At 71.0% G+C, this 16999-nt stretch carries 11 protein-coding genes; 7 read left to right on the forward strand and 4 right to left on the reverse strand.

The annotated features are described in order from the left end of the window. Window position 1: 1 nt before the first annotated feature. Window positions 2-1330, reverse strand: coding sequence for an ABC transporter substrate-binding protein (locus LUM46_RS10200; protein WP_274993731.1), 1329 nt, complete (start codon window positions 1328-1330; stop codon window positions 2-4). A gap of 186 nt (window positions 1331-1516) precedes the next feature. Here LUM46_RS10200 and LUM46_RS10205 point away from each other — a divergent pair, with 186 nt between their 5' ends. Together LUM46_RS10205 and LUM46_RS10210 are read left to right on the forward strand one after the other, a co-directional pair. Continuing rightward, on the forward strand, window positions 1517-2476 hold the full coding sequence (locus LUM46_RS10205; protein ID WP_274993732.1) for a carbohydrate ABC transporter permease: 960 nt from the start codon (window positions 1517-1519) through the stop codon (window positions 2474-2476). Beyond that, window positions 2466-3371, forward strand: coding sequence for a carbohydrate ABC transporter permease (locus LUM46_RS10210; RefSeq protein WP_274993733.1), 906 nt, complete (start codon window positions 2466-2468; stop codon window positions 3369-3371). Before LUM46_RS10205 ends, LUM46_RS10210 begins: the two co-directional genes overlap by 11 nt. A gap of 67 nt (window positions 3372-3438) precedes the next feature. On the opposite strand, the gene LUM46_RS10215 is transcribed toward LUM46_RS10210, so the two are convergent. Then, on the reverse strand, window positions 3439-4203 hold the full coding sequence (locus tag LUM46_RS10215) for a lysophospholipid acyltransferase family protein (protein ID WP_274993734.1): 765 nt from the start codon (window positions 4201-4203) through the stop codon (window positions 3439-3441). Between the two features lie 55 nt (window positions 4204-4258). On the opposite strand from LUM46_RS10215, the gene LUM46_RS10220 reads away from it, so the two are divergent. Next, on the forward strand, window positions 4259-4903 hold the full coding sequence (locus LUM46_RS10220; RefSeq protein WP_274993735.1) for a hypothetical protein: 645 nt from the start codon (window positions 4259-4261) through the stop codon (window positions 4901-4903). 147 nt (window positions 4904-5050) lie between these two features. Here the strand turns inward: LUM46_RS10220 and LUM46_RS10225 are convergent, their stop codons facing one another. Continuing rightward, a complete protein-coding gene (locus LUM46_RS10225; RefSeq protein ID WP_274993736.1) occupies window positions 5051-5995 on the reverse strand; it encodes an ROK family glucokinase in 945 nt (314 codons plus the stop codon). A gap of 165 nt (window positions 5996-6160) precedes the next feature. Here LUM46_RS10225 and LUM46_RS10230 point away from each other — a divergent pair, with 165 nt between their 5' ends. Further along, entirely contained in the window at window positions 6161-7993 is a 1833-nt protein-coding gene (locus LUM46_RS10230) for an AMP-dependent synthetase/ligase (RefSeq protein WP_274993737.1), read from the forward strand. A gap of 185 nt (window positions 7994-8178) precedes the next feature. Here LUM46_RS10230 and LUM46_RS10235 read toward each other — a convergent pair whose 3' ends face one another. Continuing rightward, window positions 8179-8712 carry a GNAT family N-acetyltransferase gene (locus LUM46_RS10235; RefSeq protein ID WP_274993738.1) on the reverse strand — a complete coding sequence of 178 codons (534 nt, stop codon included), beginning with the start codon at window positions 8710-8712 and terminating at the stop codon, window positions 8179-8181. Window positions 8713-8956: 244 nt separating this feature from the next. Between LUM46_RS10235 and LUM46_RS10240 the strand changes: the two genes are divergently transcribed. The 3 genes from LUM46_RS10240 to LUM46_RS10250 all read left to right on the forward strand — a co-directional run bounded on the left by LUM46_RS10240 (window position 8957) and on the right by LUM46_RS10250 (window position 16989). Next, window positions 8957-10183, forward strand: a complete 1227-nt coding sequence (locus LUM46_RS10240; protein ID WP_274993740.1) for a pyrophosphate--fructose-6-phosphate 1-phosphotransferase — start codon at window positions 8957-8959, stop codon at window positions 10181-10183. 31 nt (window positions 10184-10214) lie between these two features. Then, window positions 10215-11600 (forward strand): class II 3-deoxy-7-phosphoheptulonate synthase, encoded by a 1386-nt coding sequence (locus LUM46_RS10245; RefSeq protein WP_274993742.1) that lies wholly within the window; start codon window positions 10215-10217, stop codon window positions 11598-11600. A gap of 202 nt (window positions 11601-11802) precedes the next feature. After that, the gene (locus LUM46_RS10250) at window positions 11803-16989 is read left to right on the forward strand and encodes a type I polyketide synthase (RefSeq protein WP_274993743.1); all 5187 of its coding nucleotides are present in this window, start codon (window positions 11803-11805) and stop codon (window positions 16987-16989) included. Window positions 16990-16999 lie beyond the last annotated feature (10 nt).

The raw sequence follows: 16999 nt of genomic DNA on the forward strand, positions 1-16999 counted from the left end.
GTTACTCGAGCGCCGCGGACATGTCGGCCGTCCAGGCCTGGGCGGCCTCCTCCGGCGTCATCGTGCCGAAGAGCACCTCCGAGTCGTACAGGATGGTGGTGTCGTTGAGGATCGAGCCGCCCTCCGGCTGCGGGGGAGCGGGCTCGGCCGTCTCGCCGATCTCCTGCACGTAGGCGCCCGACTCGGCGTCCTTCGGGCTGAGCTGGTCCTCGATGGCGGCGAACACCTCGGCGTTGAACGGCAGCCCGCGGTCAGCGAGGATCTTGCTGCCTGCCTCGGGGCTGTTGACCAGGTAGTCCACGAGCATGGCCGCGGCCTCCGGGTGCTCCGACTGCGCCGAGACCGCCCAGTACTGCGAGGGCAGCACGGTCACGCCGGGGTGCTCGAACTCCTGCTCGCCCGGGATCTTGAGCAGCACCATGTCGTCGCCCGACGCGTCGGCATAGGTGCCCAGCAGGTTGGAGTAGATGAAGCCCATCGCCGCCTTGCCGGTGCCCATGAGCGTGAGCTCGGGGGACTGGCCCTGGAACTCCGTGGTGACCTCGGCGTTCGGCTGCGCGCCGGACTCGACGAGGTCCAGCTCCATGTTCCAGAAGTCCACGAGGGTGTCGGTCTCGACGGCGAGCTTGCCGTCCCAGTCGTACACGCCCAGCCCACGCTGCCCGGCGTAGCTGCCGAGGATGTCGGTCACCTGCATCTCGAAGCCGTAGGTGCCGTCGTCGGGGTGCTTGTCCGAGATCTCGGCGGCGAGGTCGGCAAACTCGTCCCACGTCCACGTCTCGTCGTCGGGCAGCTCGACACCGGCCTCCTCGAAGACACGCGGGTTGGCGATCAGGCCGATCGCGTTGCCGCCGGTCGGTGCGCCGTAGACGGCGTCCTCATACGTGGCGCCGGACAGGGCGGCCTCGTTGAAGGGGGACATGTCGAGCTGCTCGCCCAGCGTGCCGAGGTCCACGAGCGCGCCCTTGGCCCCGTACTCCTGCGGGTAGGCGCCGCCGAGCGCCATGACGTCGGGTGCGTCGTTCGCGGCGGTGGAGGTGGCGATCTTGTCGAAGTACGACTCGAAGTCGCTGGGTTCGGTCTCGACGGTGATGTTGGGGTGCTCGGCCATGAAGTCGGCGACCACGTCGTCCGTGGTGGCGTTGCGCTCGGCCTCGCCCCACCAGCTGAGCCGGAGCGTGACCTCCTCCTCGGGGTCGTAGCCGTCGCCACCGCCTCCGCCGTCGGAGCCGGGATCGACGGCGCAGCCGGCCGTCAGGAGGGTGAGTGCCGCGCCCGCGGCGACGAGCGCCGCCGTCGTGCGGCTGGAACGTGCACGTGTTGTCCGCATCCCTGTGCCTCGCTTCATTGCGATCGGGTCCGTGATGGTGGGCGTCAACGTACGCGGGGCTATTGAATCGTGTCAACGATCTGTGCTTCACTTCCGGCAATCGTTTTGCAGAACGGTTTCGAACTGGTCGCCTCTTGGGGCTCGGCCGGGTCGAGGACGTGGCTTTCGAGGACGAGGAGGTCCTGCGTGAGCAGCATCGGCGAACTACGCATCCTGGCGCGCGGACGAGGTCGTCCGGTGCCGGGACCCGACGGCACCGCCGCCCGCAAGATCCGTTATCCCGACGCACGGACGGGCTACGCGTTCCTGGCGCCGTGGCTGATCGGGCTGGTGACGTTCACCATCGGTCCGATCCTGGCGTCCGCCTACCTGTCGCTGACCGACTACAACCTGCTGGAACCCGCCCGTTTCATCGGGTTGGAGAACTACGTCGACATGTGGGGCGACCGCAGACTGTGGGCGTCCTTGCGCGTCACCGTCACCTACGTGGTCGTCTCGGTGCCGCTGCAGCTCGCGGTGGCGCTGGCCATCGCCCTGCTGCTGGACCGTGGCATGCGCGGGCTCGCCTTCTACCGGTCGGTGTTCTACCTGCCGTCCCTGCTCGGCGGTTCGGTCGCCGTCGCGATCCTGTGGCGGCAGGTGTTCGGCACCGACGGGCTGGTGAACTGGGTGCTGGCCCTGGTGGGCATCGACGGCCCTGGTTGGATCTCGAACCCCTCCACCGCGCTGAGCACCATCATCGTGCTGCACATCTGGACCTTCGGGTCACCCATGGTGATCTTCCTGGCGGGTCTGCGGCAGATTCCCGCGGTCTACTACGAGGCCGCGCAGGTCGACGGCGCCTCGCCCGCACGCCGGTTCGTGTCCATCACGCTGCCGCTGCTCAGCCCCATCATCTTCTTCAACCTGGTGCTCCAGGTGATCTTCGCGTTCCAGACGTTCACGCAGGCGTTCATCGTCTCGGGCGGAACCGGGGGACCGAGCGACTCCACCCTCTTCTTCACGCTGTACCTGTACCGGGAGGGCTTCGGCAACCTCAACATGGGCTACGCCAGCGCCATGGCGTGGTTCCTGCTGACCATCATCTGCGCCTTCACGGCGTTCAACTTCTGGCTGTCGAGGTTCTGGGTGTTCTATGACGACTGACACGACAGGTCCCGCCACCGCCGCTCCGCCGGCCGTGCGACACGTGGTCGCACGACCACCGACGTTCCGCCGCAGGCTGCGCAGCGTCCTCAAGCACGCCGGGCTGCTGGCGCTCTCGCTCCTGATGATCTACCCGCTGATCTGGCTCGTGGTCGCCTCGCTGCGGCCCGACGACGAGATCTTCCGCGACCTCTCGATCGTCCTGACCGACCCGACGGGCGAGAACTACGCCTCCGGCTGGGAGGCGCACCGGCACTCGTTCACGCGGTACTTCCTGAACTCGGCGGTGCTGTCGATCGGGGCGATCCTCGGGAACCTGATCTCGTGCTCCCTGGCGGCGTACGCGTTCGCGCGCCTGCGGTTCCCGCTGCGCACCCTGTGGTTCGCGACGATGCTCGCCACGATCATGCTGCCGGTGCACGTGGTGATCGTGCCGCAGTACGTGATCTTCGCCCAGCTCGGCTGGATCAACACGTTCCTGCCGCTCGTGGTGCCCAAGTTCCTGGCCACGGACGCGTTCTTCGTGTTCCTCATGGTCCAGTTCATCCGCGGCATCCCCCGCGAGCTGGACGAGGCCGCGCGGCTGGACGGGGCAGGCCACCTGCGCATCTTCGGGCAGATCATTTTGCCCCTGATGGTGCCCGCCCTCGCCACCACCACGATCTTCACGTTCATCTGGACGTGGTCCGACTTCTTCGGGCCGCTGATCTACCTGACGTCCCAGGAGAACTGGACCGTCTCGCTCGCCCTGCGGGCGTTCCTCGACGCGACGTCGGAGTCGAACTTCGGCGGCATGTTCGCGATGTCGGTGCTGTCCCTGCTCCCGCTGTTCCTGGCGTTCCTGCTGGGCCAGCGGTATCTGGTCAGGGGGTTCGCGACGACCGGGATCAAGTAGGCCGCACCCAGCGGACGTCCCGGGCCCAGGAGACGCCCGGCCCGCCGGCCGGCGGGCCGGGGACGGCTCAGCGGCTGGGGCGCTTCGGCTTCTCGACCTCCGGGAGAGGCAGGCCACCGGGGCCTTCCTCCGACGCGGGGATCGGGGGCTCGCCGCGGGCCGCGCGTTCCTTCGCGCTCGCCGCGTACGCGTCGACGTACTCCTGGCCGGACAGCGCGAGGATGGCGTACTCGATCTCGTCGGCGACGGCGCGCAGCACGAACCTGTCGGTCTCCATGCCCTTGTACCGGCTGAAGTCGAGCGGCTCGCCGATCACGGCGCCGAGCGGCATGAACGTGGGCAGGCCGCGCCCGGGGGGCTGGGCGACGTCGGTGTCGACCATGGCGACGGGGACGACCGGGGCGCCGGACTCGAGCGCCATCCGGGCCACGCCGGTCTTCGCCTTGTACAGGCGGCCGTCGGGGCTGCGGGTGCCCTCGGGGTAGATGCCGAACAGGTTGCCCTCACGCAGCACGCGCAACCCCGTGCGCAGCGCTGCCTCGCTCGCGGCGCCGCCGGACCGGTCCACCGGGATCATGCCGATGCCCGTCATGAACCAGGCCACGAACTTGCCCTTGAGGCCCTTGCCCGTGAAGTAGTCGGACTTGGCGAGGAACGTCACCCGGCGCGTGAGCAGGAGCGGCAGGATGAACGAGTCGATCACCGCCAGGTGGTTGCTGGCCATGATCGCCGGGCCGGTGCGCGGCACGTTCTTGGCGCCGATCACCCACGGCTTGTACGCGAGGCGCAGCCAGGGGCCGACCAGCAGGTTCCGCATCACCCAGTAGAACAAGATTCCTCCTCCAGACCCGGCCCCGCGGGCCCCCCGACGACAATAGAGTGTGCCCATGGCCGCATCGAACACCGACGACCGAGACGACGACGTGCCCGGCGACACCCCACGCGAGCTGGGCGACGACGACGTGGCCTCGCGCTGGGCCGACATCGTCGCAACCCTCGGCGACATGGACGTCTCGCGGGCCGACGGCACGGCCGGCGACCCCGAGAAGCCCGCCGAATCCTCTCAGACTTCGCGGCCCGATGACGAGAGCACCGCCGACGCCGCCGCCGGCGACCGTTCCGGCGCTCGCGCCGGCAACGGTGGTGACGGCTCTGCGGACGGCTCGGACGAGGACTCGGACGACGACTCGGCGACCGGGTCGCGCGTGATCCTGCCCGCCGGCCCGCGCGACTGGCCGCTGACGCCGGAGATCGAGGCGCTCGAGGAGGAGGAGTCCCACTTCACGCCGCCCGAGCCGCCGCCCCTGCTGTCGCGCGACCCGCTGCTCACGATGGCCTGGAGCTTCGTCGTGGGTGTGCCCTCGCTGGCCGTGATCGGGATGATCGTGTCGGCGGCGATGCCGGCCGTGTCGATCCCCCCGCTGGCCGGGCAGATCAGCCTCGGCCTGTTCGTGGCGGGCCTCGGTGTGCTGATCTGGCGCATGCCCCACCAGCGGGACCCCGACGACGACGGGCCGGGCGCCGTCGTGTGATCCGGGCCGGTGTGAGGCCGCCGGAGTCCGACACACGAGCCCGACACGCGACGCCGACAGGTCAGAAGCTCAGTTCACCCGGGTGAACTGAGCTTCTGACAGGTCGCTCCCGAGATCTCGGGGGCTTTCCGATATCCGGGGGAGCGCTCAGCGACGGGCGAGGTCCGCGGCGCCCACGATGCCCGCCTCGTTGCCGTGCTCGGCCAGCTCGATCTTCGCGACCGGACGGTGGCCCATGGCGGACAGCTGGGCCTCGAAGCCTCGCCGCACCGGGCCGAGCAGCAGGTCGCCGGCCGCGCCGACGCCGCCGCCGATGACGATGAGCTCCGGGTCGAGCAGGGCCGCCACCGACGCGGACCCCTCACCGATCCAGCGCCCGAGGGTGGCGAGCAGCTCGACGGACAGCGGGTCGCCCTCCTGGGCGGCCTCGGTCACCATCTTACCCCTGATCTCAGCAGGCTCACCGCCCGAGAGCTCCAGCAGCCTGGCGGCCTGGTCGACGCGCGCGACGGCGGCGTGCTGGGCGTCGCGCTCCAGCGCGCTGCCCGAGGCGTACTGCTCCCAGCAGCCCTCGTGGCCGCAGCCGCAGTAGTGCCCCTCCGGCACCACGCGCATGTGCCCGACCTCTGCCGCCATGCCCCACTTGCCGCGCACGAGCTCCCGCTCGGAGATGACCGCGCCGCCGAGGCCGGTGCCGACGGTGAGCATGAGCATGTCGGTGGCGTCGCGCCCCGCGCCGAACCGGAACTCGGCCCAGCCGGCGGCGTTCGCGTCGTTCTCCACCACGATGGGCAGGTCGGCGTCGACCAGCTCGGCCACCTTCGCGGCCAGCGGGTACTCCCGCCAGGCGATGTTGGGGGCGAAGTTCACGGACGTCCGGTCGGGGCTCACGAAGCCCGCGGCGGCGAGGCCGATCGCGCTCACCTCGTGCTCCTTGACGAGCTCGTTGCAGGCGTCGGCGATCGCCCTGTCGATGTGCGCGACGTCGTCGGCGTCGGTCTCCCGCCGCACCTGGGCGAGGATCTTGCCCTCCTCGTCGACGACTCCCACAGCGATCTTGGTGCCGCCGATGTCGACCCCGATGGCGTGCATTCGTCCTCACGTTCTCTCGTTGCACGACGGTCGTACGGACCGTCGAAAAGGAGGCTGCACCGAGTAGGTGCGCACAACCAGGGTAGCGACCGCCAGGAGTGCAACACACGGCGTCCGTTTCCCGGTATCTTTGCAGGCACGGTCAGTACTGCCACTGGAGTCAGAATGGACGAGATCAACAGCGCGATTCTCATCGAGCTGCCCCCCACCTCCAATCTCAACGATGTACTCGCGGATCGTGTCGGCGCCGGTGCCGACAAGCCGATGATGGAGGTCCCGGCCGGCAAGGGCGAGCCCTGGCGCGTCGTCACGGCCGGAGAGTTCGACGCCCAGGTGGTTGCTGTGGCGAAGGGCCTCGCGGCCCGCGGCATCGAGCCCGGCGACAAGGTCGGCATCATGTGCCGCACCCGGTACGAGTGGGCCGTGCTGGACTTCGCGGCCTGGGCCGCGGGCGCCGTGCCCGTACCCGTCTACGAGACCTCCTCGGCCGAACAGGTCGAGTGGATCCTGTCCGATGCCGACGTGAAGCTCGTCTTCACCGAGACCGCGGCCAATGCCGCCACCGTCGAAGAGGTGCGCGCCGCCTGCCCGCTCGTGACCGACGTGCTCGTCATCGACGACGGCGCGCTGGACGCGGTGGTGGCCGACGGCGTGGAGGTGCCCGACGCCGAGATCATCCGGCGCCGCGCTCTGGCGGACCTCGACGACCTCGCCACGATCATCTACACCTCGGGCACCACGGGTCGCCCCAAGGGGGCCGAGCTGACGCACCGCAACTTCGCGTCGCTCGCCGTGAACGCCGTCGAGGCGGTGCCGGAGGTGTTCGCCAAGGAGGGCGGACGCACCCTCCTGTTCATCCCGATGGCCCACGTGTTCGCGCGGTACATCCACGTGCTCGGCGTGGCCGGCGGCGTGGTCACCGGGCACTGGGCCGACACGACGACGCTGGTCGACGGGCTCGGCGAGTTCAAGCCGACGTTCATCCTCGCGGTGCCGCGCGTGTTCGAGAAAGTCTACAACACCGCCGAGCAGACGGCGGCGGCCGGCGGCAAGTCGAAGATCTTCCACTGGGCCACCGCGACGGGTATCGCGTGGTCGCGGGCGCTCGACACGCCGTCGGGCCCGAGCCTGGGCCTGAAGCTCCAGCACTCGGTCGCCAGCGCACTGGTGTTCTCGAAGCTGCGGGCCAAGCTGGGCGGCCAGGCGGATTTCGCTGTCTCGGGCGGCGGCCCGCTGGGCGAGCGCCTCGGCCACTTCTACCGTGGACTGGGCCTCACCGTGCTCGAGGGCTACGGCCTCACCGAGTCCACGGCCCCGGCAACCGTGACCCGCCCGACGGCGACGAAGATCGGCACGGTCGGCCCGCCGCTGCCGGGCTGCTCCGTCAAGATCGCGGCGGACGGCGAGATCCTCCTCAAGGGCCAGAACATCTTCCGGGCATACCACAACAACGAAGCCGCCACCGCGGAGTCGTTCACCGAGGATGGCTGGTTCCTCACCGGCGACCTGGGCGTTCTGGACGACGACGGGTTCCTCACGATCACCGGTCGCAAGAAGGAGATCATCGTCACCGCGGGCGGCAAGAACGTGGCGCCCTCGAACCTCGAGGACCGGATCCGGTCGCACGCCCTGGTCAGCCAGTGCGTGGTGGTCGGTGACGGCAAGCCGTACATCGGCGCGCTCGTGACGCTCGACGCCGAGGGGCTGCCGGGCTGGCTGAAGATGCACGGCAAGCCCGCGCTGTCCGTGGACGAGGCGCGCAAGGACCCCGACGTCCTGGCCGCGCTGGACGAGGCGGTGCAGCGCGCGAACAAGGCGGTCTCGAAGGCCGAGTCGATCCGCAAGTACACGGTGCTGGCGACCGACCTGACCATCGAGAACGGGTACCTCACACCGAAGCAGAGCGTGAAGCGGTCCGTGTTCCTGAAGGACTTCGACGAGGACGTCGAGCGCCTGTACGCGGACAAGAACAGGGAGAGCCTGCACCTCATCGGCTGAAGCTCCTCGGCCGGTTGGTGACTTCGGTCGGTTGCTGGTGGGGCGTCATGACTTCGGTCCGTTGTTCTGAGATCGGTCAATCAAACGACCGATCTCAGAGCAACGGACCGAAGTCGTTGCGGTGCTGAGGCAACCGACCGACGTCGCACGGCCTCGCTCCGCCGTCGTGCCGTGTCCGGTGCCCGCTATCCCGCCGTCAGCGAGATCCAGGTGTCGGGTGGCAGGTCCGGCCGGCCGGGTACGGCCCGGTGCTCCTCGGTCCACGCCTGCCCGACGGCGTCGGTGGCCACCGCCCGCCAGAACCGCACGGCAGGCGGGTTGGCGTCCTGGAACGGGACCTCCCAGCGGCCTGGGAAGCTCGCCAGGACGTGTGCCGCGAGCTCGCGCCCGACGCCGCTCCGTCGGGCCCCGCGCACCACGAAGAACGAGCTGACCACGTGGGTCGGCCCGTCGAGCCCGCGCACGAGCGCGAAGCCGACGGGCGACGGCGGGGTGCCCTCGGGCTCCAGGTGGGCGAGGACGCCGCGCCGGCCCGGGTCGGTGAACGTGGCGTCGAGCCGGTCACGCCGGAACTGACCGGTCGGGTCGGGGAGCGCCCCCGTGACCTCCGACAGGTCGTGCCGGAACAGGAGCCAGAGCCGCTCCAGGACCGGGCGGTCGGCGGGCGTCGTCGGGCGGACGATGAGTCGTGCGGGCGCGGAAGCGGGCGATTCGGTCATAACAGAAAGCCTCCCGGGCCATTAGGCAACCGGGAGGCTCACTGCAATTCTCTCACGCGCCGCGAGCCCGAGTCGAGACGCTAGTTGGTCACAGGTGCCCGCGCTCCCGGTCGGCGGCGTGCTCACTCACCGGACGTGCCGGGCGCGGTCGTCGACCCTCAGTAGGATGACGACGAAGGGTGCCGCGCGGGCGATCGCCGGCTGGGGCGCCCGTGAACTTTCCCTGATGAGAGGTGCTCCTCCGATGGCTGTTCGTCGTGTGGCCCTGCTGACCGCCGGCGGCTTCGCGCCCTGCCTGTCGTCCTCGGTTGGCGGCCTGATCGAGCGTTACACCGAGCTCGACCCCGAGATCGAGATCATTGCCTACCTGCACGGCTACCACGGCCTGCTGACCGGCAACAAGATAGAGATCGGTGAAGAGGCGCGCGCCCAGGCCCCGATCCTGCACCGCTTCGGCGGCTCGCCGATCGGCAACTCCCGCGTGAAGCTGACCAACGTCAAGGACGCGGTCAAGCGCGGCCTCGTCAAGGAGGGTCAGGACCCGCTGCACGTCGCCGCGGAGCAGCTGAAGGCCGACGGCGTGGACGTGCTGCACACGATCGGCGGCGACGACACCAACACGACCGCCGCCGACCTCGCCGCCTACCTGCACGAGAACGGCTACGAGCTCACCGTCGTGGGCCTGCCGAAGACCATCGACAACGACGTGGTGCCGATCAAGCAGTCCCTGGGCGCGTGGACCGCGGCCGAGGAGGGCGCGAAGTTCGCGGCCAACGTCATCGGTGAGAACCGGGTCGGCCCGCGCATGCTGATCGTGCACGAGGTCATGGGGCGGCACTGCGGCTGGCTGACGGCGGCCACCGCGAAGTCGTACCGCGAGTGGCTCGACGCCCAGGAGTGGGCCCCGGCCCTCGGCCTGTCCCGTGAGCGCTGGGACGTGCACGCCGTGTTCCTGCCGGAGCTCGAGATCGACCTCGAGGGCGAGGCCAAGCGCCTGCGCGGCGTCATGGACGAGATCGGCAACGTCAACATCTTCCTGTCGGAGGGTGCGGGCATGCACGAGATCGTGGCCCAGCTCGAGGCTGCCGGCGAGACCGTGGAGCGCGACCCGTTCGGGCACGTGAAGCTCGACACGATCAACCCCGGCCAGTGGTTCGCGAAGCAGTTCGCGGAGAAGCTGGGCGCCGAGAAGACGATGGTGCAGAAGTCGGGCTACTACTCCCGCGCCGCCGCCGCGAACAGCGACGACCTGCGCCTCATCAAGTCGATGACCGACTACGCGGTGGAGTGCGCGCTGCGTGGCGAGTCCGGCGTCATCGGCCACGACGAGGAGGACGGCGACAAGCTCAAGGCGATCGCGTTCCCGCGCATCGCCGGCGGCAAGGCGTTCGACGTCTCGCAGGAGTGGTTCGGCGAGATCCTCGCGGACATCGGCCAGCCGCTCGTGCCGGCCGCCCCGGCGGAGCACTGAGCACGGTGCGGGCACCACGACCGGCGAGCCGATGAGCACTGCGACAGACCCGGCCCAGACAGATCCGGCCGAACGGTCGGCTGGTCCGGCTGGTCCAGCTGGTCTGGACCACTACCGCACGCTCACGGCGCTCCAGCAGCCCACGTGGCCGGACCCGGGCGCGCTGGCGGCCGCGACCGGCCGCCTGGCGCAGGCCGCGCCCATCGTGGTGCCCGCACAGGCCGACACCCTGACCGAGCGGCTCGCCGCCGCCGGCCGGGGTGAGGCGTTCCTGCTCCAGGGTGGGGACTGCGCGGAGACGTTCGCCGAGGCGAACGCCGACCGCATCCGCAACAAGGTCCGCACCATCCTGCAGATGGCGGTGGTGCTCACCCACGGCGCGAGCACGCCGGTGGTGAAGATGGGCCGGATGGCCGGCCAGTACGCCAAGCCGCGCTCCAGCGACACGGAGACGCGCGACGGCGTGACACTGCCCGCCTACCGCGGCGACATGATCAACGGGTTCCCCTTCACGCCGCAGGACCGCACACCCGACCCGGAGCGCCTCGAGCAGGCCTACCGGATCTCGGCAGCCACGGCGAACGTGGTGCGGGCCTTCACGCAGGGCGGCTTCGCCGACCTGCGCCAGGTGCACGAGTGGAACCGCGGCTTCATGCGCAACCCCGCCTACGCGCGGTACGAGAAGACGGCGGACGAGATCGACCGCGCGATCCGGTTCATGCACGCGTGCGGTGCCGACTTCGACGCGCTGCGTTCCGTCGAGTTCTTCCTGAGCCACGAGGCCCTGGTGCTCGACTACGAGCGGGCACTGACCCGCACGGACCAGCGCACCGGCAGGGCCTACGACACGAGCGCGCACTTCCTCTGGATCGGGGAGCGCACGCGCCAGCTCGACGGCGCCCACGTCGACTTCTTGTCCCGCATCGCCAACCCGATCGGCGTGAAGCTGGGCCCGACGACGACGCCGCACGACGCGCTGGCCCTCACCGAGCGGCTCAACCCGGAGAACCTCCCCGGCCGGCTCACGTTCATCACGCGCATGGGCGCGAGCCGGGTCCGCGACGTGCTGCCGTCCATCGTCGAGGCGGTGACCTGGTCCGGGGCGAACGTCACCTGGGTGACGGACCCGATGCACGGCAACACCATCACGTCGGACAGCGGCTACAAGACCCGCCGCCTCACGGACGTGCTCGACGAGGTCGCCGGGTTCTTCGAGGTGCACAAGACGCTGGGCACGGTCCCCGGTGGGCTGCACATGGAGCTCACCGGCGACGACGTCACCGAGGTGCTGGGCGGGTCCGAGGAGATCTCCGACGCCGGCCTCGCGCTGCGCTACGAGACGCTCGTCGACCCCCGTCTGAACCACCAGCAGTCCCTGGAGCTGGCGTTCCAGGTGGCGGAGATGCTGCGCGCATAGCACCGGCGCCGGGACTGCGGTCTTAGGCGAGTTCTTGGGCAGTTCTTGGTCGTCGCCGACCATCCTCGTCCGTGCCAAGCGATGGAGCCGCACGGGCTTTGTCGCGTGCGCTCCTCGGAGGCATCCGTAGCGACGAGGAGGCCCCATGACGCGCACCAAGACTGTCGTTGACCCTGCGACGAACGCAGTATCGGCTCCCACCGTGGAACCGATTGCCATCACCGGTATGGGCTGTCGGCTTCCGGGCGGTGTGAACTCGCCCGACGACCTGTGGCACATGCTCATCAACGGTCTCGACGGTATCCGGAACGTACCGGAGGAGCGCTGGCAGGGTTACGCCGCTGCCCACCCGGCCCAGCTGCGCGCGACGACCAAGAGGGCGGGCTTCATCGAGAACGCCGCGGCGTTCGACGCGGCGTTCTTCGGTATCACCCCGCGCGAGGCCGAGCAGATGGATCCTCAGCAGCGCATCCTGCTGGAGACGGCGTGGGAGGCGCTCGAGAACGCCGGAGTCCCGCCGATGTCGCTCGCCGGCAGCAACACCGGGGTGTTCATCGGGGTCGGGTCGGACGACTACGGGCGGCAGATGCTCGAGGACCTGCCACGTATCGAGGCCTGGACCGGTATCGGCGCCTCCATGTGCGCCACTGCGAACCGGATCTCGTACCACCTGGACCTGCGGGGCCCCAGCGTCGCGGTGGACACCGCCTGCTCGTCGTCGCTCGTGGCCGTCCACCAGGCCTGCCAGGCGCTGCGTTCCGGTGAGGCCCACGTAGCACTCGCGGGCGGCGTGAACATCATGGCGGGCCCCAGCCTCACCATGGTCCTGGACGCCGCCGGCGCGACGTCCCCGGACGGCACGTCGAAGTCGTTCGACGCGTCGGCGAACGGTTACGGCCGCGGCGAGGGCGCGGGCGTCGTCGTGCTCAAGCGGCTGAGCGACGCCCAGCGCGACGGAGACACCGTCCTGGCGGTGATCCGCGGGAGCGCCGTACAGCAGGACGGCCGGACCAACGGGATCATGGCGCCGAGCGGGGACGCCCAGGCCGCCGTGGCCCGGCAGGCGCTGCGCGTGGCCGGCGTCGACCCGCTGACCATCGGCTACGTCGAGGCGCACGGCACCGGCACCCGTGCCGGGGACCCGATCGAGGCGAACGCCCTGAGCAGCGTGTACGGCGTGGGTCGGGCCGACGACGCGCGGTGCCTGATCGGGTCCGTGAAGCCCAACATCGGGCACCTGGAGGCAGGAGCCGGGATCGCCGGCCTGATCAAGGCCGTCCTGTCGCTGGTGCACGCCGAGATCCCGCCCACGATCCGCCACCAGGAGCCGACCCCGGCGGTGGACTGGGCGTCGTCCGGCCTGCAGGTGGTCGCCGGACGGACTCCGTGGCCGGAGGGCTCGGAGCCGCGGCGCGCGGGCGTCTCCAGCTTCGGTTATGGCGGCACGGTCGGGCACGTGGTGCTCGAACAGGCGCCCGAGCAGAGCCAGGAGCAGGGCCAGGAGCAGGGCCGGCCCGCCGTCGAGAGCCACCGGCCACGGGTCCTCCCGGTCTCCGGGGCGAGCACCGACGCGGTGCGCGAGTACGCGGCCCGGCTCGCCGGCCGGCTGCGCACGGCGGACGAGATCGACGTCGCCGACGTGGCCCACACGCTGACGACCCGCCGCGAGCATGCAGGGGTGCGCGCGGCAGTGGTGGCCGGGACGGTCGAGGAGGCGGCAGCCGGCTTCGAGCGCCTGGCGGCAGGTGAGGAGGCCGAGCACAGTCCGGCCGCCGCCGTCGGCGGGCACGACGCGGTGTGGGTCTTCTCCGGTCACGGGTCCCAGTGGGCCGGCATGGGCCGCGACCTGCTGGCGGACGAGCCGGAGTTCGCACGGGTCATCGACCGGATCGTCCCGGTCTTCCAGGAAGAGGCAGGCTTCTCCCCGCGTGACGTCATCGTCAGCGGTGACCTCGGCGGGCCGGATCGGATCCAGCCGATGATCTTCGCGATCCAGGTCTCTCTGGCCGCGGCGCTGCGCGCTCGGGGCCTGCGCCCCGCCGCCGTGATCGGCCACTCGGTGGGTGAGATCGCGGCGGTCGTCGCGGCGGGAGTACTGGACCTCGAGAGCGGCGCCCGCCTGGTCTGCCGCCGGTCCGCGCTGCTCCCCGAGGTAGCCGGCCGGGGCGCGATGGCCATGGTCTCGCTGCCCTTCGACGAGGCGGAGCGGCGGCTGGCGGACAACCACGACGCCCACGCGGCCATCTCCTCCTCGCCGTCGTCGACAGTGATAGCCGGCACCCCGGATGCCGTCGAGCAGGTGAGCACGGCCTGGGCCGCAGAGGGGATCAGGGTCCGCGAGGTCGCGTCCGACGTGGCGTTCCACAGCCCGCAGATGGACCCGCTGTGCCCGCGGCTCGCGGCCTCGGTGCGCGACCTGGAGCCGCAGGCGCCCGCCGTACCCGTCTACAGCACAGCGCTCGCGGACCCGCGCTCGGACGCTCCGCGGGACGGCGCCTACTGGGCGGCCAACCTGCGGAACCCGGTGCTGCTCACCTCCGCGGTCCGGGCCGCCGTCGAGGACGGTCACCGCTCGTTCATCGAGCTGGCGCCGCACCCGGTGGTCGCGCACTCTATCGAGGAGACGGTCGGGGAGGCCGCCGAGGGTGACGCCGCCGAGACCGGGTTCTTCGTCACGGGCACGCTGCGGCGCAAGCGCCCGGAGGTCGCGGAGCTGTTGAAGGCCGTGGCGGCCGCGCACGTTCGGGGCGTCACCGTGGACTGGGCGGCTGCAGCCGAGGAGCACGCGGGACCGGTCACGCTGCCGACCACCGCATGGCAGCACCGGGACTACTGGCGGGCACCGACCGCTGCAGCCGTGGCACAGCGGCACGACCCCGGTTCGCGCACGCTGCTCGGCACGCTCGTCGAGCTTGCGGACGGGTCCGGGACCCGCGTCTGGCAGACCCAGCTCGACTTCGAGACCCGCCCGTACCCGGGCGAGCACCCCATCGGCGGAACCGAGGTGCTGCCCGCTGCGGTGCTGCTCACCACGTTCATGTCGGCGTTCGACGGGTCAGGGCTCCGCGACGTCGAGCTGCGCTCACCGGTGCCCGTGACCGGCACGCGTGAGGTCCAGGTCATCCGGGTACAGGACTCGGTGCGCCTCACGTCGCGCCGGCTGGACGGTGACCAGGAGGCTCCGACCCAGCACACCTTCGCGCGCCGCGGCCCGGCGGCAGTCGAGGGAGCCGAGCCGATCGGGCTGGCCTACACCGCGGCGCGTCGTGGCGAGCAGTCGGCCCCGGGATCGGTGGCGCAGCGCCTCAAGGACATCGGCGTGGCGGACATCGGCTTCCCGTGGGAGTTCAAGGAGATCCGGACGGCCGACGGCGAGATGTACGCGCGGGTCGTCGCGAGCGGCGACACCGAGGGTGCTGAGGAGCCGGACCACTGGGCCTCCCTGTTCGACGCCGTGCTCTCCGTGGCACCGATGGCGTTCACGGGCACCCCGGCGCTCCGGATGCCCTCGCGCGTGGGTGAGCTCCGGCTGTACGGCCCCGCGCCGTTCGAGGCGCAGCTCGTCGTGCGCCACGCTGCCGACACGTCCGACCCGACGACGGTCGACGTCCAGATCGCCGACGCCGAAGGTGTTGTCGCGGCCGAGCTCGTGAACCTGCGGTTCACGGAGATCGACCCCCCGAGCACGTCGAGCGGGACGCTCGTGCACCGGGTCGCGTGGGAGAGCGTTGCCCTCCCGCCGCAGCGCGCAGGGGCCCGGGTCGTGCTGGTCGGGGCGGACGGTGCCCTCGGTGCTGCCGTCCAGGCCGCGATCACCGACGCGGACGGATCCGTGACCAGCGTCCCGACCCCGGACGCCCTTTCAGCTCTCGGGTCGGCTCTCGACCACAGCTCGATCCTCGTCCTTCCCCCGGCGAGCGCCCCGGACCTGCCGGTCGGTGACCTCGCGGTGGCAGCCGCGTGGCAGGTGGCCCGCACGGTCCAGGTGATGGCGGACGCGGCTCCGGCCGGTGCCCGGGTCTGGGCGGTCACGAGCCGCGGTGACGACCACGCCGTCGTCGAGCAGGCTCCGGTATGGGGCATGTCGGCGGTGCTCGCTACCGAGCACCCCGACGTCTGGTGCGGCGTCGTGGACCTCGATCCCGGCCATGTCGAGGCGTCGGCCGCCACGCTCCCCGCACTCCTGGGCGGCGCCACGACGGACGAGCCGGTCGTCCGGCTGGACGGCGAGACGGCGTGGTACCGGAGGCTGCGCCCCGCGGCGTCCGCGTCGGCCCGTCCGGCCGTGACCTGCTCGCCGGACGGTACGTACCTGATCACCGGCGGCCTCGGTGTGCTCGGCCTGGAGATCGCCTCGTGGCTCGCCGGCCGTGGTGCCGCCCGGATCGTGCTCGCCGGACGCTCGGCGCTGCCCCCGCGCTCGGAGTGGGACGACCTCTCCGACCCTGCGGGCCGCCGCAGGATCCACGCGATCCGTGCCCTGGAGGCGCGCGGCGTCACGGTCCGGGTCATCAGCCTCGACATCACCGACCGCGACCAGGTCGCGGCGGCGCTGACCGCCGAGGCACTGGGTCTGCCGCCCATCCGCGGTGTGGTGCACGCGGCCGGTGTGCTGGACAGCCGTACGCTCGCCGACCTCGACGAGGACTCGCTCCGGACGGTGCTGCGGCCCAAGGTGGACGGCGCGCTCGTGCTCGACGAGGTGTTCCAGCCCGGGGAGCTGGACTTCTGCGCCTACTTCTCCTCGATCGGTCTCCTGCTCGGACTGACCGGGCAGACCAGCTACGCCGCCGCGAACGCGTTCCTCGACGGCCTGGCCCGGGAGCGCCACGCCCGCGGCGGTACCGAGACGGTCAGCCTGGGCTGGACGTCATGGCGCGCGATGGGCATGGCGGCGAGCACCGCCGTCGAGGAGGAGCTCGCGGGGCTGGGCGCCGGGGACATCACCAAGGACGAGGCGTTCCGGTCCTGGGACGCGGTGGTCCGCAGCGGTGAGCCCCACGCGGCAGTGGTCCGGGTGCTCGAGGTGACCTCGGACGGCCCGGCGGTCCTGCGTGGGCTGGTGGCCGAACCGGCCGAGACGGCCGACGACGGGGGCGGCACCCTTCGCGAGCTGGCCGGCGATGACCTGGTGGCAGCCGTCACGACGCTGGTCATCGGGGAGACCGCACAGGAGACCGGGCAGGCCCCGGAGGCACTGGACGCACGCAGCTCGTTCACCGACCTGGGCCTCGACTCGGTGATGACGATGGCGATCAGGCGTCGCCTGCAGAAGAAGCTCGGCGTCCGGCTGCCGGCCGCCGTGATGTGGGACCACCCCGACGTCGGCTCGTTCTCCGGGCACCTCGCCGGACGGCTCGAGGAGACCGCGCTCGTCGCGGGCGCCTGAGCCTCACCTA

Source organism: Promicromonospora iranensis (assembly GCF_028994805.1).
Lineage (GTDB): Bacteria > Actinomycetota > Actinomycetes > Actinomycetales > Cellulomonadaceae > Promicromonospora > Promicromonospora iranensis.

Excerpts from the sequence above, each read along its gene's own strand:
- LUM46_RS10235 (WP_274993738.1), bottom strand. The coding sequence starts at position 8,712 with ATGACCGAATCGCCCGCTTCCGCGCCCGCACGACTCATCGTCCGCCCG.
- LUM46_RS10220 (WP_274993735.1), top strand. The coding sequence starts at position 4,259 with ATGGCCGCATCGAACACCGACGACCGAGACGACGACGTGCCCGGCGAC.
- LUM46_RS10245 (WP_274993742.1), top strand. The coding sequence starts at position 10,215 with ATGAGCACTGCGACAGACCCGGCCCAGACAGATCCGGCCGAACGGTCG.
- LUM46_RS10240 (WP_274993740.1), top strand. The coding sequence starts at position 8,957 with ATGGCTGTTCGTCGTGTGGCCCTGCTGACCGCCGGCGGCTTCGCGCCC.
- LUM46_RS10230 (WP_274993737.1), top strand. The coding sequence starts at position 6,161 with ATGGACGAGATCAACAGCGCGATTCTCATCGAGCTGCCCCCCACCTCC.
- LUM46_RS10210 (WP_274993733.1), top strand. The coding sequence starts at position 2,466 with ATGACGACTGACACGACAGGTCCCGCCACCGCCGCTCCGCCGGCCGTG.
- LUM46_RS10200 (WP_274993731.1), bottom strand. The coding sequence starts at position 1,330 with ATGCGGACAACACGTGCACGTTCCAGCCGCACGACGGCGGCGCTCGTC.
- LUM46_RS10225 (WP_274993736.1), bottom strand. The coding sequence starts at position 5,995 with ATGCACGCCATCGGGGTCGACATCGGCGGCACCAAGATCGCTGTGGGA.